General features: G+C 54.3%; 15 protein-coding genes. 14 read left to right on the forward strand and 1 reads right to left on the reverse strand.

The window, feature by feature from the left end; genetic code table 11:
* The first annotated feature begins 34 nt into the window (after positions 1-34).
* Entirely contained in the window at positions 35-1318 is a 1284-nt protein-coding gene (pepB, locus tag GHC22_RS06445) for an aminopeptidase PepB (RefSeq protein ID WP_153752481.1), read from the forward strand.
* A 70-nt stretch (positions 1319-1388) separates the two neighbouring features.
* The gene (sseB, locus tag GHC22_RS06450; protein ID WP_016157136.1) at positions 1389-2165 is read left to right on the forward strand and encodes an enhanced serine sensitivity protein SseB; all 777 of its coding nucleotides are present in this window, start codon (positions 1389-1391) and stop codon (positions 2163-2165) included.
* A 43-nt stretch (positions 2166-2208) separates the two neighbouring features.
* On the opposite strand, the gene sseA is transcribed toward sseB, so the two are convergent.
* Positions 2209-3054: a 3-mercaptopyruvate sulfurtransferase gene (gene sseA, locus GHC22_RS06455; protein ID WP_048225027.1), complete on the reverse strand. Its 846-nt coding sequence runs from the start codon at positions 3052-3054 to the stop codon at positions 2209-2211.
* Positions 3055-3260: 206 nt separating this feature from the next.
* Here sseA and GHC22_RS06460 point away from each other — a divergent pair, with 206 nt between their 5' ends.
* From GHC22_RS06460 to GHC22_RS06515, 12 genes are all read left to right on the forward strand, one after another.
* A complete protein-coding gene (locus GHC22_RS06460) occupies positions 3261-8195 on the forward strand; it encodes an alpha-2-macroglobulin (RefSeq protein ID WP_153752483.1) in 4935 nt (1644 codons plus the stop codon).
* Positions 8196-10508 carry a peptidoglycan glycosyltransferase PbpC gene (gene pbpC, locus GHC22_RS06465; RefSeq protein ID WP_153752484.1) on the forward strand — a complete coding sequence of 771 codons (2313 nt, stop codon included), beginning with the start codon at positions 8196-8198 and terminating at the stop codon, positions 10506-10508. It begins immediately after the preceding gene.
* Positions 10509-10656: 148 nt separating this feature from the next.
* On the forward strand, positions 10657-11088 hold the full coding sequence (gene ndk, locus GHC22_RS06470) for a nucleoside-diphosphate kinase (RefSeq protein ID WP_003037710.1): 432 nt from the start codon (positions 10657-10659) through the stop codon (positions 11086-11088).
* Positions 11089-11339: 251 nt separating this feature from the next.
* On the forward strand, positions 11340-12506 hold the full coding sequence (locus GHC22_RS06475; RefSeq protein ID WP_008785455.1) for a bifunctional tRNA (adenosine(37)-C2)-methyltransferase TrmG/ribosomal RNA large subunit methyltransferase RlmN: 1167 nt from the start codon (positions 11340-11342) through the stop codon (positions 12504-12506).
* A gap of 283 nt (positions 12507-12789) precedes the next feature.
* Positions 12790-13788 carry a cytoskeleton protein RodZ gene (gene rodZ / locus GHC22_RS06480; protein ID WP_153752486.1) on the forward strand — a complete coding sequence of 333 codons (999 nt, stop codon included), beginning with the start codon at positions 12790-12792 and terminating at the stop codon, positions 13786-13788.
* Positions 13789-13814: 26 nt separating this feature from the next.
* Complete coding sequence (gene ispG, locus GHC22_RS06485; protein WP_003037720.1) at positions 13815-14933, forward strand: flavodoxin-dependent (E)-4-hydroxy-3-methylbut-2-enyl-diphosphate synthase; 1119 nt, start codon at positions 13815-13817, stop codon at positions 14931-14933.
* A 110-nt stretch (positions 14934-15043) separates the two neighbouring features.
* Positions 15044-16318 carry a histidine--tRNA ligase gene (hisS, locus tag GHC22_RS06490; protein WP_103285636.1) on the forward strand — a complete coding sequence of 425 codons (1275 nt, stop codon included), beginning with the start codon at positions 15044-15046 and terminating at the stop codon, positions 16316-16318.
* Between the two features lie 13 nt (positions 16319-16331).
* Complete coding sequence (locus tag GHC22_RS06495) at positions 16332-16952, forward strand: YfgM family protein (RefSeq protein WP_003835172.1); 621 nt, start codon at positions 16332-16334, stop codon at positions 16950-16952.
* 10 nt (positions 16953-16962) lie between these two features.
* Positions 16963-18141, forward strand: a complete 1179-nt coding sequence (gene bamB / locus GHC22_RS06500; RefSeq protein WP_153752488.1) for an outer membrane protein assembly factor BamB — start codon at positions 16963-16965, stop codon at positions 18139-18141.
* Positions 18142-18259: 118 nt separating this feature from the next.
* On the forward strand, positions 18260-19732 hold the full coding sequence (der, locus tag GHC22_RS06505) for a ribosome biogenesis GTPase Der (protein ID WP_003835168.1): 1473 nt from the start codon (positions 18260-18262) through the stop codon (positions 19730-19732).
* Positions 19733-20031: 299 nt separating this feature from the next.
* A complete protein-coding gene (locus GHC22_RS06510) occupies positions 20032-21573 on the forward strand; it encodes a peptide MFS transporter (RefSeq protein ID WP_003835166.1) in 1542 nt (513 codons plus the stop codon).
* 63 nt (positions 21574-21636) lie between these two features.
* Positions 21637-22719 (forward strand): Gfo/Idh/MocA family oxidoreductase, encoded by a 1083-nt coding sequence (locus GHC22_RS06515; protein WP_153753962.1) that lies wholly within the window; start codon positions 21637-21639, stop codon positions 22717-22719.
* Positions 22720-22755 lie beyond the last annotated feature (36 nt).

A 22755-nucleotide genomic window follows, 5' to 3' on the forward strand; every position in this document is an offset into this window, starting at 1 on the left:
TTTTCCTGTATGCGCGAAAATAAGGATAAATAAAATGACAGAAGCCATGAAAATTACGCTTTCCACGCAACCCGCCGATGCCCGCTGGGGTGAAAAGGCGACATACAGCATTAATAATGACGGCATTACCCTGCACCTGAACGGAAAAGATGACCTCGGCCTTATCCAGCGTGCTGCGCGTAAAATCGACGGCCTGGGTATTAAACACGTTAAACTGGACGGTGAAGGCTGGGATACCGAACGTAGCTGGGCGTTCTGGCAGGGCTACAAGGGACCAAAAGGCACCCGCAAAGTTGAGTGGGCCGCTCTGGACGAAGCGCAGCGCAAAGAGCTGGATAGCCGTCTGAAGATTATTGACTGGGTGCGCGATACTATTAACGCCCCGGCAGAAGAGCTGGGTCCGGAACAGCTGGCGCAGCGCGCTGTTGATCTGCTGTGCTCCGTCGCGTGCGATAACGTCTCTTACCGCATCACCAAAGGTGAAGATCTGCGCGAGCAGAACTACATGGGTCTGCATACCGTGGGTCGCGGCTCTGAACGTCCTCCAGTGCTGTTGGCGCTGGACTACAACCCAACAGGCGATAAAGAAGCCCCGGTTTATGCCTGCCTGGTTGGTAAGGGAATTACTTTTGATTCCGGTGGTTACAGCATCAAGCAAAGCGCATTTATGGACTCAATGAAGTCCGACATGGGCGGTGCGGCAACGGTCACCGGTGCGTTGGCATTTGCCATCACCCGTGGTCTGAACAAGCGCGTGAAGCTGTATCTGTGCTGCGCGGATAATCTGATTAGCGGCAACGCCTTTAAGCTCGGCGACATTATTCACTATCGCAACGGTAAAAAAGTTGAAGTGATGAATACCGATGCCGAAGGACGTCTGGTGCTGGCCGATGGCCTGATCGATGCCAGTGCGCAGAAACCGGAACTGATCATTGATGCTGCCACGCTGACCGGCGCGGCGAAAACCGCGCTGGGCAACGATTACCACGCGCTGTTTAGCTTTGATGATCAGCTGGCTGCTCGCCTGCTGGCAAGTGCGGCGCAAGAAAACGAATCGTTCTGGCGTCTGCCGCTGGCAGAGTTTCACCGTAGCCAGTTGCCGTCGAACTTTGCCGAACTGAATAACACCGGTAGCGCGGCTTACCCGGCTGGCGCAAGCACCGCGGCGGGCTTCCTGTCCCATTTCGTGGAAAACTACCAGCAGGGCTGGCTGCATATCGACTGCTCTGCAACCTATCGCAAAGCGCCGGTTGAGCAGTGGTCTGCGGGCGCAACCGGTCTGGGTGTGCGCACGATTGCGAATCTGCTGACCGCATAATTTATTACTGTATTGCCGGATGGCGCTACGCTTATCCGGCCTACATGTATTCATCCAATTTGTGATACTTATGTCCGAAACAAAAAACGAATTAGAAACATTGCTGGAACAAGCGGCAACAGAGCCTGCGCATCGTCCGGCATTTTTCCGTACTTTACTGGAATCCACAGTCTGGGTGCCGGGTACTGCCGCAGAAGGCGAGGCGGTGGTTGAAGACAGCGCTCTCGACCTGCAGCACTGGGAAAAAGAAGACGGCACGACCGTGATCCCGTTCTTCACTTCTCTGGAAGCCCTGCAGCAGGCGGTGGAAGATGAGCAAGCATTTGTCGTTATGCCGGTGCGTACGTTGTTTGAAATGACGCTCGGCGAAACGCTCTTTCTCAACGCGAAACTGCCGACCGGCAAAGAATTTATGCCGCGTGAAATCAGCCTGCTGATGGGGGAAGAGGGGAATCCGCTCAGCACCCAGGAAGTACTGGAAGGCGGTGAATCGCTGATCCTCTCTGAAGTCGCTGAACCTCCGGCGCAGATGATTGACTCGCTGACTACGCTGTTTAAAACCATTAAGCCGGTAAAACGCGCGTTTCTCTGCTCAATCAAAGAAAGCGCGGAAGCCCAGCCGAATCTGCTGATTGGTATTGAAGCGGAAGGGGATATTGAAGAGATCATCCACGCTGCTGGCAGCGTCGCGACCGATACGCTGCCGGGCGATGAACCTATTGATATCTGCCAGGTGAAGAAGGGTGAGAAGGGCGTGAGCCACTTTATCACTGAGCATATCGCACCGTTCTACGAACGCCGCTGGGGCGGTTTCCTGCGCGACTTTAAACAGAACCGGATTATCTAAATTGTAGGCCGGATAAGCGAAGCGCTATCCGGCTTTTCCAGCTTTATAATTGCGGTTCTACCGGTAAATCGTTGCGCGCTCCCCATTCGCTCCATGCGCCGTCATACAATGCGACGTCAGAAACGCCCAGCGTGGCAAGTGCCAGCACGACGACGGCAGCCGTTACGCCGGAGCCGCAGCTGGCGATAATAGGGCGGTCAAAGCTCACGCCGTGGCTGAAGAAAATAGCATCCAGCTCATCGGTGGTTTTCAGTTCGCCGTCACGAACCAGTTCTGTCCACGGTACGTTAAGCGCACCCGGCACATGACCACGTTTCAGACCAGGACGCGGCTCGTCAACTTCGCCATTAAAACGCGCAGCCGGACGGGCATCGACGATCTGCGCCGTTTTTTCATGACTGGCCAGCAGTACATCGGTAACGCGCACAACTGCGTCAGGCGTAAAGGCCACGTTAAATTCACCTTCAGGTAAATCCTCATCGCCTTCCTTGAGCATTAACTCATCGCGCTTCCAGCCTGCCAGACCGCCCGCCAGAATGGAGACATTTTCGACGCCAAATGTCCGCAGCATCCACCATGCGCGTGGCGCGGAAAACAGATTACCGTCATCGTAGATAACCAGATGCTTATCCTGATCAACGCCCAGCTCGCGCATCGCAACGGCAAAGGCTTCGGGGCGTGGCATCATATGCGGTAGCGGTGAGGTATGATCGGAAAGCGCTTCAATATCAAAAAAGACTGCGCCAGGAATATGGCCCGCACGATACTCCTCGCCAACATCGCGATCTTCCTGTCCTGGAGGTGCCATCCGGGCATCAAGAATTTGTATTTCCGGGTCGTCAATGTGTTCGGCAAGCCAGTCGGCAGCGACAAAGAAGGCGGTGGTCATAGGCATCTCCATTTTTACCAGGTTTTGGCAAATTGTCGGATGTTTACCGTAAAGCGACAAGTAAAACAGGCTGATTTGTCAGGTGAATCCACATTAATCACTTAAATTAAGACAACGTTGTTCAGTTACTGACTTCCACAGCCGGAAATCTGACGCATAATAGTTGTTCTACGTAGCTAACGGGCCACTACGGCCAGGGATGAAAAATGAAACATTTACGCGTAGCGGCCTGCATGCTGATGCTGGCACTGGTCGGGTGCGATAATAATAACGAAAAATCACCGACGGCTGCGAAACCTGATGCGCCTGCGGCACAGACTGCGCCAGCAAAAGATAAAGCTCAATTACAAAAGCTGATGCAGCAAAGCCAGGGCAAGTCGCTGACGCTGCTGGATGCCTCAGAGGTCCAGCTCGACGGTGCGGCAACGCTCGTTTTGACCTTCTCCATTCCCCTCGATCCAGAACAAGATTTTTCCCGCGTCGTGCACGTTGTTGATAAAAAAAGCGGCAAAGTGGATGGTGCCTGGGAGCTGGCGCCAAATCTGAAAGAGCTGCGCTTACGCCATCTGGAACCTAACCGGGAACTGGTGGTGACCATTGAGCGTGATTTGCTGGCGCTGAATAAAGCGACGTTCGCTATTGATTATGAAAAAAACATTACCACCCGCGATGTACAGCCAAGCGTTGGGTTTGCCAGTCGCGGCTCGTTGTTGCCGGGAAAAGTAATTGAAGGCCTGCCGGTAATGGCCCTCAACGTTAACAGCGTGGATGTGAACTTCTTTCGTGTGAAGTCTGAATCGCTCGGCGCATTTGTCAGCCAGTGGGAATACCGCAATTCGTTGACGAACTGGGAATCTGACAATTTACTGAAAATGGCGGAACTGGTGTATACCGGACGCTTTGACCTCAATCCTGCGCGTAACACCCGTGAGAAGCTGCTGCTGCCGCTGAGCGATATCAAGCCGTTGCAGCAAGCAGGTGTTTACATCGCGGTGATGAATCAGGCTGGACAATACAACTACAGTAATGCCGCTACGCTGTTCACGCTCAGCGATATTGGTGTGTCTGCGCACCGTTACCATAATCAACTTGATGTCTTTACGCAGAGTCTGGAAAACGGCGCTGCGCAGCAGGGTATAGAGGTCACCTTACTCAACGAAAAAGGACAGACGTTGGCGCAGGCTACCAGCGACGCGCAGGGTCATGTCAAACTGGAGACTGATAAAGACGCGGCTTTATTGCTGGCCCGCAAAGACGGGCAAACCACGCTGCTGGATCTGAAACTCCCGGCGTTGGATCTGGCTGAATTTGATATTGCCGGTGCACCGGGATACAGCAAACAGTTCTTTATGTTTGGTCCCCGTGACCTCTATCGTCCTGGCGAAACGGTGATCCTCAACGGATTACTGCGTGACAGCGACGGCAAAACGTTGCCCGACCAGCCGGTGAAGCTGGAGGTCGTGAAGCCCGACGGGCAAGTGTTACGTTCGGTGGTTAGCCAGCCGGAGAACGGTCTGTACCGTTTTAGCTGGCCGCTGGACACCAACGCGCCAACCGGTATGTGGCATATTCGTGCTAATACGGGCGACAACCAGTCACGTATGTGGGATTTCCACGTCGAAGATTTTATGCCTGAGCGGATGGCGCTCAATCTCTCCGCTAATAAGATTCCGGTAGCTCCAGCTGATGAAGTGAAGTTCTCGGTAGTGGGCTACTACCTGTACGGCGCGCCTGCTAACGGCAATGCTCTGCAAGGGCAGCTTTTCCTGCGCCCGCTGCGCGAAGCGGTGCAGGCATTGCCGGGGTTCCAGTTTGGTAATATTGCCGAAGAAAACCTGTCCCGCAGCCTCGATGAAGTTCAGCTTACGCTGGATGAACACGGTCGCGGCGAAGTGACCACCAACAGCCAATGGCAGGAGACGCATTCCCCGTTACAGGTGATCCTGCAAGCCAGCCTGCTGGAGTCAGGTGGCCGCCCGGTGACGCGTCGGGCTGAACAAGCCATCTGGCCTGCGGACACGCTGCCGGGTATTCGTCCGCAGTTTGCGGCAAAAGCCGTCTATGACTACCGCACTGATACCACTGTGAATCAGCCTATCGTTGATGAAAACAGCAACGCCGCTTTCGACATTGTTTATGCCGATGCGCAGGGCGAGAAAAAAGCGGTGTCCGGTTTGCAGGTGCGTTTGATCCGCGAGCGCCGGGATTATTACTGGAACTGGTCTGAAGGCGAGGGCTGGCAATCACAGTTCGATCAAAAGGATCTGGTTGAAGGTGAGCAGACTCTGGATCTTAAGGCCGATGAAACCGGTAAAGTCAGCTTCCCGGTTGAGTGGGGTGCCTATCGTCTGGAAGTTAAAGCCCCGAATGATGCGGTGAGCAGCGTACGCTTCTGGGCAGGTTATAGCTGGCAGGATAACAGCGACGGCAGTGGCGCTGTGCGTCCCGATCGCGTGACTCTGAAACTGGACAAACCCAGCTATCGCCCTGGCGATACCATGAAGCTGCACGTTGCCGCTCCTGCTGCTGGCAAAGGTTATGCGATGGTGGAATCCAGCGAAGGCCCGCTGTGGTGGCAAGAAATAGACGTACCGGCGGATGGTCTCGATATCTCCATCCCGATTGATAAAACCTGGAATCGCCACGATTTGTATCTCAGTGCGCTGGTGGTTCGTCCTGGCGACAAGTCCCGTTCGGCCACGCCAAAACGGGCGGTTGGTTTACTGCATTTGCCGTTAGGTGATGAAAACCGTCGTCTGGCGCTGGCGCTGGAAAACCCGGCGAAAATACGTCCAAACCAGTCGTTGACCGTCAAGATTAAAGCCAGCGTCAAAAATGGCGACATACCAAAACAGGTCAACGTGCTGGTCTCTGCCGTTGATAGCGGGGTGTTGAACATTACCGATTACGCCACGCCAGATCCGTGGCAGGCATTTTTCGGACAAAAACGCTATGGCGCGGATATTTATGATATTTACGGCCAGGTGATCGAAGGGCAAGGGCGGCTGGCGGCGCTGCGTTTTGGTGGTGATGGCGATGAATTAAAACGCGGCGGTAAGCCCCCGGTCAATCACGTCAATATCGTGGCGCAACAGGCGCTGCCGGTCACGCTCAACGAGCAGGGCGAAGGTACGGTGACGCTACCGATTGGTGATTTCAACGGTGAGCTACGGGTAATGGCACAGGCCTGGACGGCGGATGACTTTGGCAGCAGTGAAAGCAAGGTGATTGTTGCCGCGCCGGTAATTGCTGAACTGAATATGCCGCGTTTTCTGGCGGGAGGCGATACCTCGCGACTGACGCTGGACGTGACTAACCTGACTGACAAACCGCAAACGCTGAATATTAAGCTCGCGGCTAGCGGTTTACTGGAGCTGATGGGACAAGATCCTGCTCCATTGAATCTGGCACCAGGCGTACGGACTACGTTGTTTATTCCGGTGCGTGCGCGGGAGGGGTTTGGCGATGGCGAAATTCAGGCAGAAATTAGCGGTCTGACTTTACCGGGTGAAACGCTGCCAGTTCAGCATAAACAGTGGAAGATTGGCGTGCGTCCGGCGTTCCCGGCGCAAACCGTTAATAACGGTGTCGCACTTCAACCGGGCGCAACCTGGCAGCTTCCGGGCGAAGAACTGACCAATTTTTCCCCTGCAACGATGCAGGGACAACTGCTGTTCAGCGGTAAGCCGCCGCTAAATCTGGCGCGTTATATCCGCGAACTGAAGGCTTACCCTTACGGCTGCCTGGAGCAAACGGCGAGCGGGTTGTTCCCATCCTTATACACCAATGCTGCGCAATTGAAGGCGTTAGGTATTGTGGGCGACAGCGATGAAAAACGCCGCGCGGCAGTCGATATTGGGATTTCTCGTTTAGTGCAGATGCAGCGTGATAACGGTGGTTTCGCGCTGTGGGATAAAAACGGATCAGAAGAGTACTGGCTGACTGCGTATGTCATGGATTTCCTCGTCCGTGCGAACGAACAAGGCTACAGCGTCCCGGTTGAGGTGATTAACCGTGGCAACGAGCGGCTGCTGCGCTATTTGCAGGATCCAGGAATGTTGTCGATTCGCTATACCGACGACTCTTCAGCAAGCCGATTTGCCGTACAAGCCTACGCCGCGTTGGTTCTGGCTCGTCAGCAAAAAGCCCCGCTTGGCGCACTGCGTGAAATCTGGGAGCGACGCGCTCAGGCGGCTTCTGGTTTACCGCTGTTGCAACTGGGGATCGCGCTGAAAAATATGGGCGATGCTAACCGCAGTGAACAGGCGTTGACGCTGGCGCTGAATACGCCGCGCCGCGATACGCAACAGTGGATGGCGGATTACGGCAGTGCGTTACGGGATAACGCGTTGATGATGGCCTTGCTCGAAGAGAACAAGCTCAAACCTGACGTGCAAAATACGCTGCTGAACACGTTGTCAGAACAGGCCTTTGGGCAGCGCTGGCTCTCGACTCAGGAAAATAATGCGTTGTTCCTTGCCGCCCGTACGTTACAAGACTTGCCAGGCACATGGCAGGCGCAAACGTCACTCTCGGAGCAACCGTTAGCCGGGGAGAAATCACAGACGCGTAATCTGGATGCCGATGCGCTGTCTACGCTGAGCGTCACCAATACCGGTAATCAACCGCTGTGGCTGCGTCTGGATGTGAGCGGTTATCCGCAAACCTCACCGACGCCTGCCAGCAACGTTCTGCATATTGAGCGTCAAATCCTGGGGCTCGACGGAAACAGTAAATCGCTGGATTCTCTGCGCAGCGGCGAGCTGGTGCTGGTCTGGCTGGAGGTGAAAGCCAGCCAGAACGTGCCGGATGCGCTGGTGGTTGACTTACTGCCAGCAGGACTGGAACTGGAAAACCAGAATCTGGCCAACGGCAGTGCCAGCCTGCAGGATAGCGGTAGCGAAGTGGCGAATCTGCTTAATCAGATGCAGCAGGCAGATATCCAGCACGTTGAGTTCCGTGACGATCGCTTTGTCGCTGCGGTGGCGGTCAATGAAGGACAACCGGTTACGCTGGTGTATCTGGCGCGAGCGGTAACGCCGGGGACCTACCAGGTTCCCGTCCCACAGGTGGAATCAATGTATGTTCCGCAGTGGCGCGCGACCGGTGCGACAGAGGGACTTTTGATTGTCAGACCGTAAATGATGCGCGGGTTGGGTAAACGCGGCTGCTGGCTCTGGTTGGCAGCCGTTGCGCTATTGATTGTGGCGGCAGTTTGGGCGGCAGATAAAATCTGGCCGCTGCCCTTGCACGAAGTCGATCCGGCACGGGTCGTGGTGGCACATGATGGTACGCCACTCTGGCGCTTTGCCGATGCCGAAGGTATCTGGCGGTATCCGGTAACGATTGATGAGGTGTCGCCCCTCTACCTTGAGGCGCTAATTAACTATGAAGACCGCTGGTTCTGGAAGCATCCCGGCGTCAATCCGTTTTCAGTACTGCGCGCAGCATGGCAGGACCTCTCCTCTGGGCGTGTGGTTTCGGGCGGCAGTACGCTTACCATGCAGGTCGCACGATTACTCGATCCCCATCCGCGAACCTTCGGCGGCAAGTTTCGCCAGCTCTGGCGCGCATTGCAGCTGGAATGGCATCTCTCCAAACGCGACATCCTGACACTGTATCTCAACCGTGCGCCGTTTGGCGGTACGCTGCAGGGCGTCGGGGCGGCAAGCTGGGCATATCTTGGTAATTCACCCGCGCAATTGAGTTACTCCGATGCCGCGCTGCTGGCTGTTTTGCCACAGGCACCGAGTCGCCTGCGTCCGGATCGCTGGCCTGACCGTGCTGAAGCGGCGCGTAATAAAGTGCTCGAACGTATGGCGAGCCAGGGTATTTGGCCTGCCAGACAGGTACAGGAGTCGCGTGAAGAGCCAGTCTGGCTGTCGCCCCGGCAAATGCCGCAGTTAGCGCCGTTATTCTCGCGCATGATGCTGGGAAAAAGCCGGAGCGATAAAATCGTGACTACCCTTGATGCCGGATTGCAGCGTCAACTGGAAGAGCTGGCGCAGAACTGGAAGGGGCGCTTACCTGCACGCAGTTCGCTGGCAATGATTGTGGTCGATCACACCGATATGAGCGTGCGTGGTTGGGTGGGGTCGGTAGATATGAATGACGACTCCCGCTTTGGTCATGTGGATATGGTGAATGCTATCCGTTCGCCTGGCTCGGTATTGAAGCCGTTTATCTATGGACTGGCGCTGGATGACGGACTCATTCATCCCGCTTCGTTGTTGCAGGATGTCCCGCGGCGAACCGGAGATTATCGACCGGGGAATTTTGACAGCGGTTTTCATGGCCCGGTGAGCATGAGCGAAGCGCTGGTAAGGTCGTTGAATTTACCCGCCGTACAGGTGCTCGAAGCCTATGGTCCGAAGCGCTTTGCCGCATCGTTACGTAACGTCGGCTTACCGCTGTATCTGCCTGCAGGGGCTGCGCCGAATCTGTCGCTGATTTTAGGTGGCGCGGGGGCAAGGCTGGAAGATATGGCCGCAGCGTACAGCGCCTTTGCCCGTAAGGGAAAAGCGGGAAAACTGCGTCTGCAGCCGGGTGACCCACTGCTTGAACGTCCGTTGATGTCGGCGGGCGCGGCGTGGATTATTCGCCGTATTATGGCCGACGAAGCGCAACCGCTGCCGGATAACGCACTGAGCAGAGTGGTTCCGCTGGCGTGGAAAACGGGCACCAGCTATGGCTATCGCGATGCCTGGGCGATTGGCGTTAACGCCCGTTATGTGATCGGTATCTGGACTGGCAGACCAGACGGAACGCCGGTGGTGGGCCAGTTTGGATTTGCCAGCGCCGTGCCGCTGCTCAATCAGGTCAACAATCTTTTGCTCTCTCGCGGGACAAATCAGCCGGAAGATCCACGTCCTGATTCCGTGAGTCGCGGCGTGGTGTGCTGGCCGGGCGGGCAATCCCTTGCCCCAGGAGACAGCAACTGCCGTCGCCGTCTGGCAACCTGGTTACTGGATGGCAGTCAGCCGCCAACGTTATTATTGCCCGAGCAGGAAGGGGTTAATGGCATTCGTTTTCCTGTCTGGCTGGATGATGAAGGCAAACGTGTGGCGGCGGATTGCCCGCAGGCGCACGAGCAAACATTAATCGTCTGGCCGTTGCCGCTGGAGCCATGGCTACCGGAATCAGAACGCCGTGGGGCGAGATTACCGCCAGTTTCTGCCACGTGTCCGCCGCTGGGACAAGACGCTTCGCAGCCATTGCAGTTGACAGGTATTCGTGATGGCGCGATTGTGAAGCGTTTACCCGGTTCTGCTCAAGCCTCATTGCCGGTGCAAACCAGTGGTGGGAGCGGTGAACGCTGGTGGTTTCTTAACGGTGAAAGGCTGGAAGAACGAGGACGTCATCTTACGCTACGGCTGGCGACTAAAGGGGATTATCAACTGCTGGTGATGGATGACGCTGGTCAGGTAGCGACGGTGAGATTTTCGATGCAGTAGACCAGTTGGTGACTGTTTGTTGCTAAAATTCATCTTATTTTAAAGAAATGTTACCTTCATCAATAGTCAATTGCCGGGATGCTCTTTATAATCCGCGCCAGGTCGTACATCTATATAGACAACAACAGAACACATTACAGAGGTTATCATGGCTATTGAACGTACTTTTTCCATCATCAAACCAAACGCGGTGGCAAAAAACGTTATTGGGAGCATCTTTGCGCGCTTTGAAGCAGCAGGGTTCAAAATTGTCGGCACTAAAATGCTGCACCTGACCGTTGAGCAGGCACGTGGCTTCTATGCTGAGCACGATGGCAAACCGTTCTTTGACGGTCTGGTTGAATTCATGACTTCCGGTCCGATCGTTGTTTCTGTTCTGGAAAGCGAAAATGCCGTACAGCGTCATCGCGATCTGCTGGGCGCAACCAACCCGGCGAATGCGCTGGCCGGTACTCTGCGTGCAGACTATGCTGACAGCTTCACCGAGAACGGTACTCACGGTTCCGACTCCGTTGAGTCAGCGGCGCGCGAAATCGCCTATTTCTTTGGTGAAGGTGAGGTTTGCCCGCGCACTCGCTGATAAGCTCGTGGGGTAGGCCGGATAAGCATTTGCGCATCCGGCACTGTTTTGCCTGATGGCGACGCTGATGCGTCTTATCAGGCCTACGATCTTCCTTTACATATTATTTTCGCTAATGCTTCGTGCAAACGTGGCATCCCTGCGCCAGACTTTGTACAATGCAACGCCCCGGAAGAGCAGATCGCTTGCCGGGGCGTTTCTTTTTAACCCTCCACGGGCCACAACGTGTAACAACGAGGCCGGAAAAAATTATGTCTGAATTAGTTAACACCTCTGAAGTCGTCATTCCTGCGGTTCCAAATAAAAATGGAAAAATTAACCTGCTGGATCTGAACCGTCAGCAAATGCGCGAATTCTTCAAAGAGATGGGCGAAAAACCGTTTCGTGCCGATCAGGTCATGAAGTGGATGTACCACTATTGCAGCGACAACTTTGATGACATGACTGACATCAACAAGGTGCTGCGTAACAAGCTGAAAGAAGTGGCTGAAATTCGCGCCCCGGAAGTGGTGGAAGAGCAGCGTTCTTCTGACGGTACGATCAAATGGGCTATCGCGGTTGGCGATCAGCGCGTTGAAACGGTGTATATCCCGGAAGACGATCGTGCGACCCTGTGTGTTTCTTCACAGGTCGGGTGCGCATTAGAGTGTAAATTCTGCTCTACGGCGCAACAGGGCTTTAACCGTAACCTACGGGTATCGGAGATCATTGGTCAGGTCTGGCGCGCGGCGAAGATCGTCGGTGCGGTGAAGGCTACGGGCGTGCGTCCTATTACCAACGTGGTGATGATGGGGATGGGCGAGCCGCTGCTCAACCTGACCAACGTGGTTCCGGCGATGGAAATCATGCTCGATGACTTCGGTTTTGGGCTGTCCAAGCGTCGCGTCACGCTCTCCACCTCAGGTGTTGTCCCTGCGCTGGATAAGCTGGGTGATATGATTGACGTCGCGCTGGCGATTTCTCTGCATGCGCCGAACGATGAAATTCGTGACGAAATTGTACCTATCAACAAAAAGTACAATATCGAAACATTCCTTGGCGCGGTTCGTCGTTATCTGGAGAAGTCCAACGCTAACCAGGGTCGTGTAACCATTGAGTATGTGATGTTAGATCACATCAATGATGGCACTGAACACGCGCATCAGCTGGCAGAACTGCTGAAAGATACGCCGTGTAAGATCAACCTGATCCCGTGGAACCCGTTCCCGGGCGCGCCGTATGGCCGTAGTTCTAACAGCCGTATCGATCGTTTCTCCAAAGTGTTGATGAGCTATGGTTTCACTACCATCGTGCGTAAAACACGTGGTGATGACATCGATGCAGCCTGCGGTCAGCTGGCGGGCGACGTTATCGACCGTACCAAGCGTACTCTGCGTAAGCGCATGCAGGGCGACGCTATCGAGATTAAGACCGTTTGATGTTGGCGCACTACGGTATAATTCCTGTACCGTAGTGCAACGTAAGCCATATGAGGTTTTTTGTTGTCGTCGTCAGGTCAATAATAACGGTGCGTTTTTGTCGACTTTAAGGCAGTATGTAACGGCGTAACAAGTGTTTAGCCCTCAGGTTTACGCCGTTTTGTCATTGATAGTCTGACCGTTTTATACTGTCTGACGAAGGTTAACTGACCAGATGTTTCGCGGTGTGGGTGAGCATTGTGGCTCGCCGGCATCAGAACCCAAATTTACGCAGCTGTAGCGAATGAATACTGAAGCCACGCACGACAAAAATGAAACACTATCCACCGGCGTTCGTCTGCGCAATGCCCGTGAACAACTCGGATTCAGCCAGCAGGCAGTCGCGGAGCGACTTTGCCTGAAGGTCTCCACGGTACGCGATATTGAAGAGGATAAGGCGCCAGCCGATCTTGCTTCAACATTCCTGCGCGGGTATATCCGTTCTTATGCGCGTCTGGTGCATATTCCTGAAGAAGAACTGTTGCCAGGGCTGGAAAAACAGGCTCCGATTCGACCAGCTAAGGTCGCACCGATGCAGAGCTTCTCGCTCGGTAAGCGTCGTAAGAAACGTGACGGCTGGTTAATGACCTTTACCTGGCTGGTACTGTTTGTCGTTGTCGGACTGACTGGTGCCTGGTGGTGGCAGAACCATAAAGCGCAGCAGGAAGAGATCACCACTATGGCCGATCAATCCTCTGCTGAGCTGAATGCCGGTAAAGAGGGTGCGCAGAACGTACCGTTAGATACCAGCGCAGCAGCAGGGCAGGATACCCCTCCGGCTCCTGACGATGGTGCGGTAGCGGACGCAGCGCCAACGCCAGACGTTGCTGCGACCCCGGCACCCGCCGCTGATGCGCAACAGAACGCCGTTGTTGCCCCATCTCAGGCTAACATCGATACCGCAACCGCAGCGCCAACAGCGCCAGCTACAGCGGCTCCTCTGCCGACCGATCAGGCAGGTGTGACTACACCTGCAGCCGATCCTAACGCGCTGGTGATGAACTTTACCGCCGATTGCTGGCTGGAAGTAACCGATGCGACCGGTAAAAAACTGTTCAGCGGGATGCAGCGTAAAGACGGCAATCTAAACCTGACCGGTCAAGCGCCGTACAAACTGAAAATTGGCGCCCCGGCGGCAGTGCAGATTCAGTTCCAGGGTAAACCTGTCGATCTGAGTCGTTTTATCAGAACTAACCAGGTTGCGCGTCTGACCGTTAATGCCGAACAATCACCGGCTCAGTAACAGACGGCAATGCGGGAGATTTTTTAATGCATAACCAGGCTCCAATTCAACGTAGAAAATCGACACGCATTTACGTTGGGAACGTGCCGATCGGCGATGGTGCGCCCATCGCCGTACAGTCTATGACTAATACGCGTACCACGGATGTGGAAGCGACGGTTAATCAGATTAAAGCGCTGGAACGCGTAGGCGCAGACATTGTTCGTGTCTCTGTACCGACAATGGATGCCGCAGAAGCGTTCAAGCTTATCAAACAGCAGGTTAACGTCCCGCTGGTTGCCGATATTCACTTCGACTATCGTATCGCGCTGAAGGTAGCGGAATACGGTGTTGATTGCCTGCGTATTAACCCAGGTAATATCGGCAGTGAAGAGCGTATTCGCATGGTGGTGGATTGCGCTCGTGATAAAAATATTCCTATCCGTATCGGCGTCAACGCCGGATCGCTGGAAAAAGATCTGCAGGAAAAATACGGTGAACCGACGCCGCAGGCGCTGCTGGAATCCGCTATGCGCCACGTGGATCACCTCGATCGTCTGAACTTCGATCAATTCAAAGTCAGTGTTAAAGCGTCTGACGTTTTCCTCGCCGTAGAATCCTATCGCCTGCTGGCGAAACAGATCGATCAACCGCTGCATCTGGGGATCACCGAAGCCGGTGGCCTGCGTAGTGGTTCGGTGAAGTCCGCGATCGGCCTTGGCCTGCTGTTATCTGAAGGGATCGGCGATACGCTGCGTGTTTCTCTGGCAGCCGATCCGGTGGAAGAGATCAAAGTGGGTTTCGATATCCTGAAATCGCTGCGCATTCGCGCGCGCGGGATCAACTTCATCGCTTGCCCAACCTGTTCGCGTCAGGAGTTTGACGTTATTGGTACGGTTAACGCGCTGGAGCAACGCCTGGAAGATATCATTACGCCAATGGACGTTTCGATCATCGGTTGCGTGGTAAACGGTCCTGGTGAAGCGCTGGTTTCTACGCTGGGCGTGACGGGCGGTAACAAGAAAAGCGGCCTGTATGAAGACGGCGTGCGTAAGGACAGACTCGATAACGACGATATGATTACGCAGCTTGAAGCCCGCATCCGCGCTAAAGCGAGTATTCTGGACGAAGCGCGTCGTATCGACGTGCAGCAGCTTGAAAAATAACAACGTGATGGGAAGCGGCGTGCTTCCCGTGTATGATTGAACCCGCATGGCGCCCGCATTGTTCGGGTTAGCGCTGAGGGTTCATTTTTATATTCATAAAGAGAATAAACGTGGCAAAAAACATTCAAGCCATTCGCGGCATGAACGATTATCTGCCTGGCGAAACCGCCATCTGGCAGCGCATTGAAGGCACTCTCAAAAACGTGCTCGGTAGCTACGGTTACAGTGAAATCCGCTTGCCGATTGTAGAGCAGACCCCGTTATTCAAACGCGCGATCGGTGAAGTCACCGACGTGGTTGAAAAAGAGATGTATACCTTTGAGGACCGTAATGGCGACAGCCTGACATTGCGTCCTGAAGGGACTGCGGGCTGCGTACGCGCCGGCATCGAACATGGTCTCCTGTACAATCAGGAACAGCGTCTGTGGTATATCGGGCCGATGTTCCGCCACGAACGTCCGCAGAAAGGACGCTATCGTCAATTCCATCAGTTGGGTGTCGAAGTATTTGGCCTGCAAGGCCCGGACATCGATGCGGAGCTGATTATGCTGACCGCTCGCTGGTGGCGCGCGCTGGGTATTTCTCAGCATGTTAGCCTTGAGCTGAACTCAATCGGTTCGCTTGAAGCCCGCGCTAACTACCGTGATGCGTTGGTCGCCTACCTGGAACTGCATAAAGAGAAACTGGACGAAGACTGCAAGCGTCGTATGTACACCAATCCGCTGCGCGTTCTCGACTCCAAAAACCCGGAAGTACAGGCGCTGCTCAACGACGCGCCTGCACTGGGCGACTATCTTGATGACGACTCTCGCGAGCACTTCGCGGGCTTGTGCAAACTGCTGGAATCCGCAGGCATTGCCTACACCGTCAATCAGCGTCTGGTTCGTGGTCTTGATTACTACAACCGCACCGTATTTGAGTGGGTCACCAGCAGCCTTGGCTCTCAGGGCACCGTGTGTGCCGGTGGTCGTTACGACGGTCTGGTAGAGCAACTTGGCGGTCGTGCAACGCCAGCCGTGGGCTTTGCTATGGGGCTGGAACGACTTGTTTTGTTAGTTCAGGCAGTTAATCCGGAATTTAACGCAGATCCTGTTGTCGATATATACCTGGTTGCTTCAGGGGCGAACACGCAGTCGGCGGCAATGACGCTTGCAGAACGTCTGCGCGATGAAGTTCCTGGTGTGAAACTGATGACAAACCACGGTGGCGGCAACTTTAAGAAACAGTTTGCCCGTGCCGATAAGTGGGGCGCCCGCGTTGCACTGGTACTGGGCGAGTCCGAAGTGGCTGACGGTACTGTTGTAGTGAAGGATTTGCGCTCTGGTGAGCAAACGGCAGTAGCGCAGGATAGCGTTGCCGCGCATTTGCGCACTTTACTGGGCTAAGGAGAAGGACAGCGTGGAAATTTACGAGAACGAACACGACCAGGTTGATGCGGTAAAACGCTTCTTTGCTGAAAACGGCAAGGCGCTGGCTGTTGGGATCATTTTAGGGGTTGGCGCGCTGGTTGGTTGGCGTTACTGGACCAGCCATCAGACGGAGTCCGCACGCTCTGCTTCTTTGGCATATCAAAATACGGTGACTGCGGTTAGCGCGGGTAAACCGGACAGCATTCCTGCCGCTGAGAAATTTGCTGCAGAGAATAAAAATACCTACGGCGCGCTAGCTTCACTGGAACTTGCGCAGCAGTTTGTTGACCAAAATGAACTTGAGAAAGCCGCAAGTCAGCTGCAACAGGGCTTGGCTGCGACCAGCGATGAAAATCTCAAAGCGGTGATTAACCTGCGTCTGGCTCGTGTTCAGGTTCAGCTTAAACAGGCTGATACCGCGCTGAAAACACTCGACACCATTAAAGGTGAAGGGTGGACGGCCATTGTTGCCGATCTGCGCGGTGAAGCGTTGCTGAGCAAAGGCGACAAACAAGGTGCGCGTAGCGCATGGGAAGCGGGTGTGAAAAGCGATGCCTCTCCTGCTCTGAGCGAAATGATGCAGATGAAAATCAATAATTTGTCCATCTGAGAGGGACCCGATGCAATTGCGTAAATTACTTCTGCCAGGGCTGCTTTCCGTTACCCTATTGAGCGGCTGTTCACTGTTTAGTGGCGAAGAAGATGTCGTTAAGATGTCCCCATTACCGGTGGTTGAAAACCAGTTTACTCCATCTACGGAATGGAGCACCTCCGTAGGTAACGGTATTGGTGATTTCTATTCCAATCTTCACCCTGCGCTGGCGGATAACGTTGTCTATGCAGCCGATCGCGCCGGTGTCGTTAAGGCGTTGAATGCGGACGACGGCAAAGAAGTCTGGTCTGTTAATCTGGGTGAGAAAGACGGCTGGTTCTCCCGTGCATCTGCACAGCTTTCTGGCGGTGTAACCGTGTCCGGCGGACATGTTTACATTGGCAGCGAAAAAGCACAGGTTTATGCGTTGAATACCAGCGACGGTACCACCGCGTGGCAGACGAAAGTTGCCGGTGAAGCGCTGTCTCGTCCTGTTGTGAGCGATGGCGTAGTTTTGATCCACACCAGCAACGGCCAGTTGCAGGCATTAAACGAAGCTGATGGCGCCATCAAATGGACCGTTAACCTCGACATGCCTTCCCTGTCTCTGCGTGGTGAATCCGCTCCGGCAACCGCCTTTGGCGCAGCTATTGTCGGCGGTGATAACGGTCGCGTGAGCGCCGTGCTGATGCAGCAAGGCCAGATGATTTGGCAGCAGCGTATCTCTCAGGCGACAGGCCCAACGGAAATCGATCGTCTGAGCGACGTTGATACCACGCCGGTTATCGTCAATGGCGTTGTTTACGCGCTGGCTTATAATGGTAACCTGACGGCGCTGGATCTGCGCAGCGGTCAGATTATGTGGAAACGCGAACTGGGCTCGGTGAATGATTTCATCGTCGACGGTAACCGTATCTACCTGGTTGACCAGAATGACCGCGTACTGGCGCTGACCACCGATGGCGGCGTGACGCTGTGGACGCAAAGCGATCTGCTGCACCGTCTGCTGACGTCCCCGGTATTGTATAATGGCAATCTGGTCGTCGGTGATAGCGAAGGCTACCTGCACTGGATTAACGTTGACGATGGTCGTTTTGTTGCCCAGCAGAAAGTCGACAGCTCAGGTTTCCTGACCGAGCCGGTCTCTGCTGATGGTAAACTGCTGATCCAGGCGAAAGACGGTACGCTGTACTCCATTACGCGTTAATCGTCCCGGCCGCTCGCTTTGAAAAACGGCTCCTGGTGCAGGGGCCGTTTTACTGTTTTTAACAACGGGGCAAAAAATGTGCCCGTTGTCTGATGATTTTTTAAATGAGGCTTTAAACATGGTACCTGTGGTCGCGCTTGTCGGGCGCCCTAACGTTGGCAAATCCACGTTATTTAACCGTCTAACTCGCACCCGAGATGCGCTGGTTGCGGATTTCCCGGGTCTGACTCGTGACCGTAAGTACGGTCGTGCGGAAATTGAAGGCCGTGAGTTTATCTGCATTGATACCGGCGGTATTGATGGCACCGAAGACGGTGTTGAAACCCGTATGGCGGAACAGTCGCTGTTGGCTATCGAAGAAGCAGACGTTGTGCTGTTCATGGTGGATGCGCGTGCTGGCCTGATGCCAGCGGATGAAGCTATTGCTAAACACCTGCGTTCGCGCCAGAAACCGACGTTCCTGGTCGCCAACAAAACTGACGGACTCGATCCTGACCAGGCGGTTGTTGATTTCTACTCATTGGGTCTGGGTGAAATTTATCCGATTGCGGCGTCCCATGGTCGTGGTGTTCTCAGCCTGCTGGAGCATGTTCTGCTGCCGTGGATGGATGACGTTGCTCCTCAGGAAGAAGTGGATGAAGACGCAGAATACTGGGCGCAGCTTGAAGCCAAAGAAAACGGCGAAGAAGAGCCTGAAGACGATTTCAACCCGCAGGATTTGCCGATTAAACTGGCAATCGTCGGCCGTCCGAACGTAGGTAAGTCCACGCTTACTAACCGTATTCTCGGCGAAGACCGCGTGGTGGTTTACGACATGCCGGGAACCACGCGTGACAGTATTTATATTCCGATGCAGCGCGATGAACGCGAATATGTGCTCATCGATACCGCGGGTGTGCGTAAGCGCGGCAAAATTACCGAAGCGGTAGAAAAATTCTCAGTAATCAAAACGCTGCAGGCAATTGAAGATGCCAACGTGGTGATGCTGGTGATTGACGCGCGTGAAGGGATTTCCGATCAGGACCTGTCGCTGCTGGGCTTTATTCTCAATAGTGGGCGCTCACTTGTTATCGTTGTGAACAAGTGGGATGGCCTGACGCAGGAAGTAAAAGAGCAGGTCAAAGAGACGCTGGACTTCCGTCTGGGCTTTATTGATTTTGCGCGCGTACACTTTATCTCAGCTCTGCACGGTAGCGGCGTGGGTAACCTGTTTGAATCGGTCCGTGAAGCATACGATAGCTCTACACGTCGCGTGAGCACCGCGATGCTGACGCGCATCATGACCATGGCAGTAGAAGATCATCAGCCGCCGCTGGTGCGTGGTCGTCGTGTGAAGCTGAAATATGCCCATGCCGGTGGTTATAACCCGCCAATCGTGGTGATTCACGGCAACCAGGTCAAAGACCTGCCGGATTCCTACAAGCGCTATCTGATGAACTATTTCCGCAAGTCTTTGGACGTGATGGGGACGCCGATCCGTATTCAGTTCAAAGAAGGGGAAAACCCGTTTGCGAATAAACGTAATACACTGACGCCGACCCAGATGCGTAAACGTAAACGTTTGATTAAGCACATTAAAAAAAGCAAATAATCGTTGCTGATGTTGATAAAAACCCGCGCTTGTCGCGGGTTTTTTTTCGTCTGCCATTGCTGATCTCCCCCTGTGTAAAGTCAATCACTATTCGTTTTTTGCCAAGTTTAAATCTAAGAAAGTAGACATTTGTCGAGTTTTCATCTTAAAGTCCGGGGGCTGGTACTAGACAAAACTAGCCTTAGGTTATCAAATGGTTAAATAACTTTTCGCCGCATGTAAAAAATCGGTCAGATACGTAACTGGCTGGCGTACATCGCGGTGTTTACACGCACGACGACATAACTTTCGGGAGAATTATGCAATCCTCTGTTAATCAAAAAGAAAGCCGAACTTTCTTCGGTCATCCTTATCCGCTCGGCTCGCTGTTTTTCACAGAGATGTGGGAGCGCTTCTCGTTTTACGGCATTCGCCCGTTACTGATCCTGTTTATGGCTGCTACCGTTTATGACGGCGGCATGGGGCTGGCGCGTGAAAATGCCTCGGCGATTGTGGGTATCTTTGCCGGTACGATGTATCTCGCCGCGCTGCCAGGTGGCTGGCTGGCGGATAACTGGCTCGGCCAACAGAAAGCGGTGTGGTACGGTTCCATTTTGATTGCGCTCGGTCACTTGTCGATCGCGCTCTCGGCCATTATGGGGAACAACCTGTTCTTTATCGGCCTGATGTTTATCGTGCTCGGTTCCGGTCTGTTTAAAACCTGTATCTCAGTGATGGTTGGCACGCTGTATAAAAAAGGCGATGCGCGTCGCGACGGCGGTTTCTCGCTGTTCTATATGGGCATCAATATGGGGTCGTTTATCGCGCCGCTGATCTCCGGCTGGCTGATTAAATCCCACGGTTGGCACTGGGGCTTTGGCATCGGTGGTATCGGGATGCTGGTGGCGTTGATCATCTTCCGCGTGTTTGCCGTTCCATCGATGAAACGTTATGACAGCGAAGTGGGTCTGGACTCAACCTGGAACAGCCCGGTAGTGAAACGTAACGGTGTGGGCGCGTGGCTGCTGGCGCTGGCCGTCGGCGTAGCTGTTATCGTTACGCTGATTGCGCAGGGCGTGATTGTGATAAATCCGGTCGCGGTTGCCAGTATGCTGGTGTATGTGATTGCCGCCTCCGTCGCGCTTTATTTTATCTACCTGTTTGTCTTTGCTGGTCTGAACCGCAAAGAGCGCGCCAGACTGCTGGTCTGCTTTATCCTGCTGGTTTCCGCCGCGTTCTTTTGGTCTGCGTTTGAGCAGAAGCCAACCTCGTTCAACCTGTTCGCTAATGACTACACTAACCGTATGATCGGCGATTTTGAAATCCCGGCGGTCTGGTTCCAGTCGATAAACGCACTGTTTATCATTCTGTTGGCACCGGTATTCAGCTGGGCATGGCCGAAACTGGCGAGCATGAACATTCGCCCGAGCAGCATCACCAAGTTCGTTATCGGTATTCTCTGTGCCGCTGCAGGCTTTGGTCTGATGATGCTGGCAGCGCAAAACGTTCTCAGTAACGGTGGCGCAGGCGTCTCCCCATTCTGGCTGGTGGGCAGTATCCTGATGCTGACGCTTGGTGAGTTGTGCCTGAGCCCGATCGGTCTGGCGACCATGACGCTGCTGGCTCCGGAAAGAATGCGCGGGCAGATGATGGGCCTGTGGTTCTGCGCCAGTGCGCTGGGTAACCTGGCCGCAGGTCTGATTGGTGGTCATGTTAAGGCCGACCAACTGGATATGCTGCCGGATCTCTTCGCTCGCTGCTCGATTGCGTTGCTTATCTGCGCCGCGGTACTGATCGTCCTCATTGTGCCGATCCGTCGCATGCTGGAGAATACGCAAACTAAACCGGCTACTAGCGCCTGATAACACCTCGATTGTGCCGGGGCAGACGTGATGTCCCGGCCAATTCATTTACGAGGTGAGAACATGCTGTTAGGGTTTGTTGGGCTTGGCGCAGTCGTTGAAACGGCATACTTGCCCGCATTGCGTAAACTTTACGGTGATTCCCTGTGCTGTGTGGGATTTGACCTGCAACCCGCAAAACAGCCCGCTGGTGTGACACGCTGTGCATCGCTCGCTGAACTTCTTGCAACACCGCTTGATACCCTGTTTATCACCACCGCATCCCTGCATCATCTCGATGTGCTTGAACAGGCGCTGGCCGCTCCCATCGCACGAATCGTGGTTGAAAAACCGATTGTTGCCACGCTTTCCCAAATTAAAAAACTGAAAACACTGCTGGAGCAACCCGACGCTGCCGACCGTGTGCTGGCGCTCGACCACTGGATGGCGCGCAATGGCGCAATGCAGCTGGCATTGGGAAAACTCGGTGCGCAGTGGCAGGGCGATAACCCACAACAGGCACTTGTCTCTCACTTTTCAGACGTTGTTAAAATTGACGGTTTTTTGCAGGAGCCGAGCGGATATAACGCTACAGGAGAGCCGATCGCGCTCAACTTTGCCACTGGTGAGCCAGATACGCGTGAGCTTCGCCACCCGGACGGTGTGATTCTGGACATTGGCACACACGTACTGGCCATGCTGCGTGAAACAGTGCGTTACCTGGGCGGTAATGACAGCATGACCCTGCAGGTGAAGAGCGCTAAAGACCGTCTGGGACGTAACATCATCCAGGGTGACCTGACCACGGCTGAAGGAGAGGCGCATCTGCAAGGACTGATTAGCGGTGTACCGTTGGATATCTGGCTGAATAAATACGCGGGGCCTGCTGGCGGACAAAAAGGTCTGCGCCTTTATCTGCGTGATGGGCGTATCATCAGCTACGACCGACGGGGTGCCGACGATGTGCTCGAATTGATTGACGGTGATGTTGTGCAACGCTGGTGTCTGCCTGGTACGATTTATGCCCATTGTCTGGCGGAACATATTCTGGGGACGCAAAGTCTGTTTGAACGCAGCCCGCAGGAGGTGAGCCGCACGACGCAGCGCAGGCTGGATGAGGTAGAACGATTACTGATCCTACAGCAACAGTTGCGTGGTTCACACTAAGCGTATCATGGTAAAATTAGCGCAGAATTGAACGCC

The sequence above is a fragment of the Citrobacter sp. H12-3-2 genome (assembly GCF_009649895.1).
Classification (GTDB): domain Bacteria; phylum Pseudomonadota; class Gammaproteobacteria; order Enterobacterales; family Enterobacteriaceae; genus Citrobacter; species Citrobacter portucalensis.

What these genes read in the sequence shown, in the direction of transcription:
- pepB (WP_153752481.1), top strand. Translation starts at nt 35, where the DNA reads ATGACAGAAGCCATGAAAATTACGCTTTCCACGCAACCCGCCGATGCC.
- sseA (WP_048225027.1), bottom strand. Translation starts at nt 3,054, where the DNA reads ATGACCACCGCCTTCTTTGTCGCTGCCGACTGGCTTGCCGAACACATT.
- pbpC (WP_153752484.1), top strand. Translation starts at nt 8,196, where the DNA reads ATGATGCGCGGGTTGGGTAAACGCGGCTGCTGGCTCTGGTTGGCAGCC.
- rodZ (WP_153752486.1), top strand. Translation starts at nt 12,790, where the DNA reads ATGAATACTGAAGCCACGCACGACAAAAATGAAACACTATCCACCGGC.
- sseB (WP_016157136.1), top strand. Translation starts at nt 1,389, where the DNA reads ATGTCCGAAACAAAAAACGAATTAGAAACATTGCTGGAACAAGCGGCA.
- ispG (WP_003037720.1), top strand. Translation starts at nt 13,815, where the DNA reads ATGCATAACCAGGCTCCAATTCAACGTAGAAAATCGACACGCATTTAC.
- ndk (WP_003037710.1), top strand. Translation starts at nt 10,657, where the DNA reads ATGGCTATTGAACGTACTTTTTCCATCATCAAACCAAACGCGGTGGCA.
- GHC22_RS06515 (WP_153753962.1), top strand. Translation starts at nt 21,637, where the DNA reads ATGCTGTTAGGGTTTGTTGGGCTTGGCGCAGTCGTTGAAACGGCATAC.
- bamB (WP_153752488.1), top strand. Translation starts at nt 16,963, where the DNA reads ATGCAATTGCGTAAATTACTTCTGCCAGGGCTGCTTTCCGTTACCCTA.
- der (WP_003835168.1), top strand. Translation starts at nt 18,260, where the DNA reads ATGGTACCTGTGGTCGCGCTTGTCGGGCGCCCTAACGTTGGCAAATCC.
- GHC22_RS06460 (WP_153752483.1), top strand. Translation starts at nt 3,261, where the DNA reads ATGAAACATTTACGCGTAGCGGCCTGCATGCTGATGCTGGCACTGGTC.
- GHC22_RS06475 (WP_008785455.1), top strand. Translation starts at nt 11,340, where the DNA reads ATGTCTGAATTAGTTAACACCTCTGAAGTCGTCATTCCTGCGGTTCCA.
- GHC22_RS06510 (WP_003835166.1), top strand. Translation starts at nt 20,032, where the DNA reads ATGCAATCCTCTGTTAATCAAAAAGAAAGCCGAACTTTCTTCGGTCAT.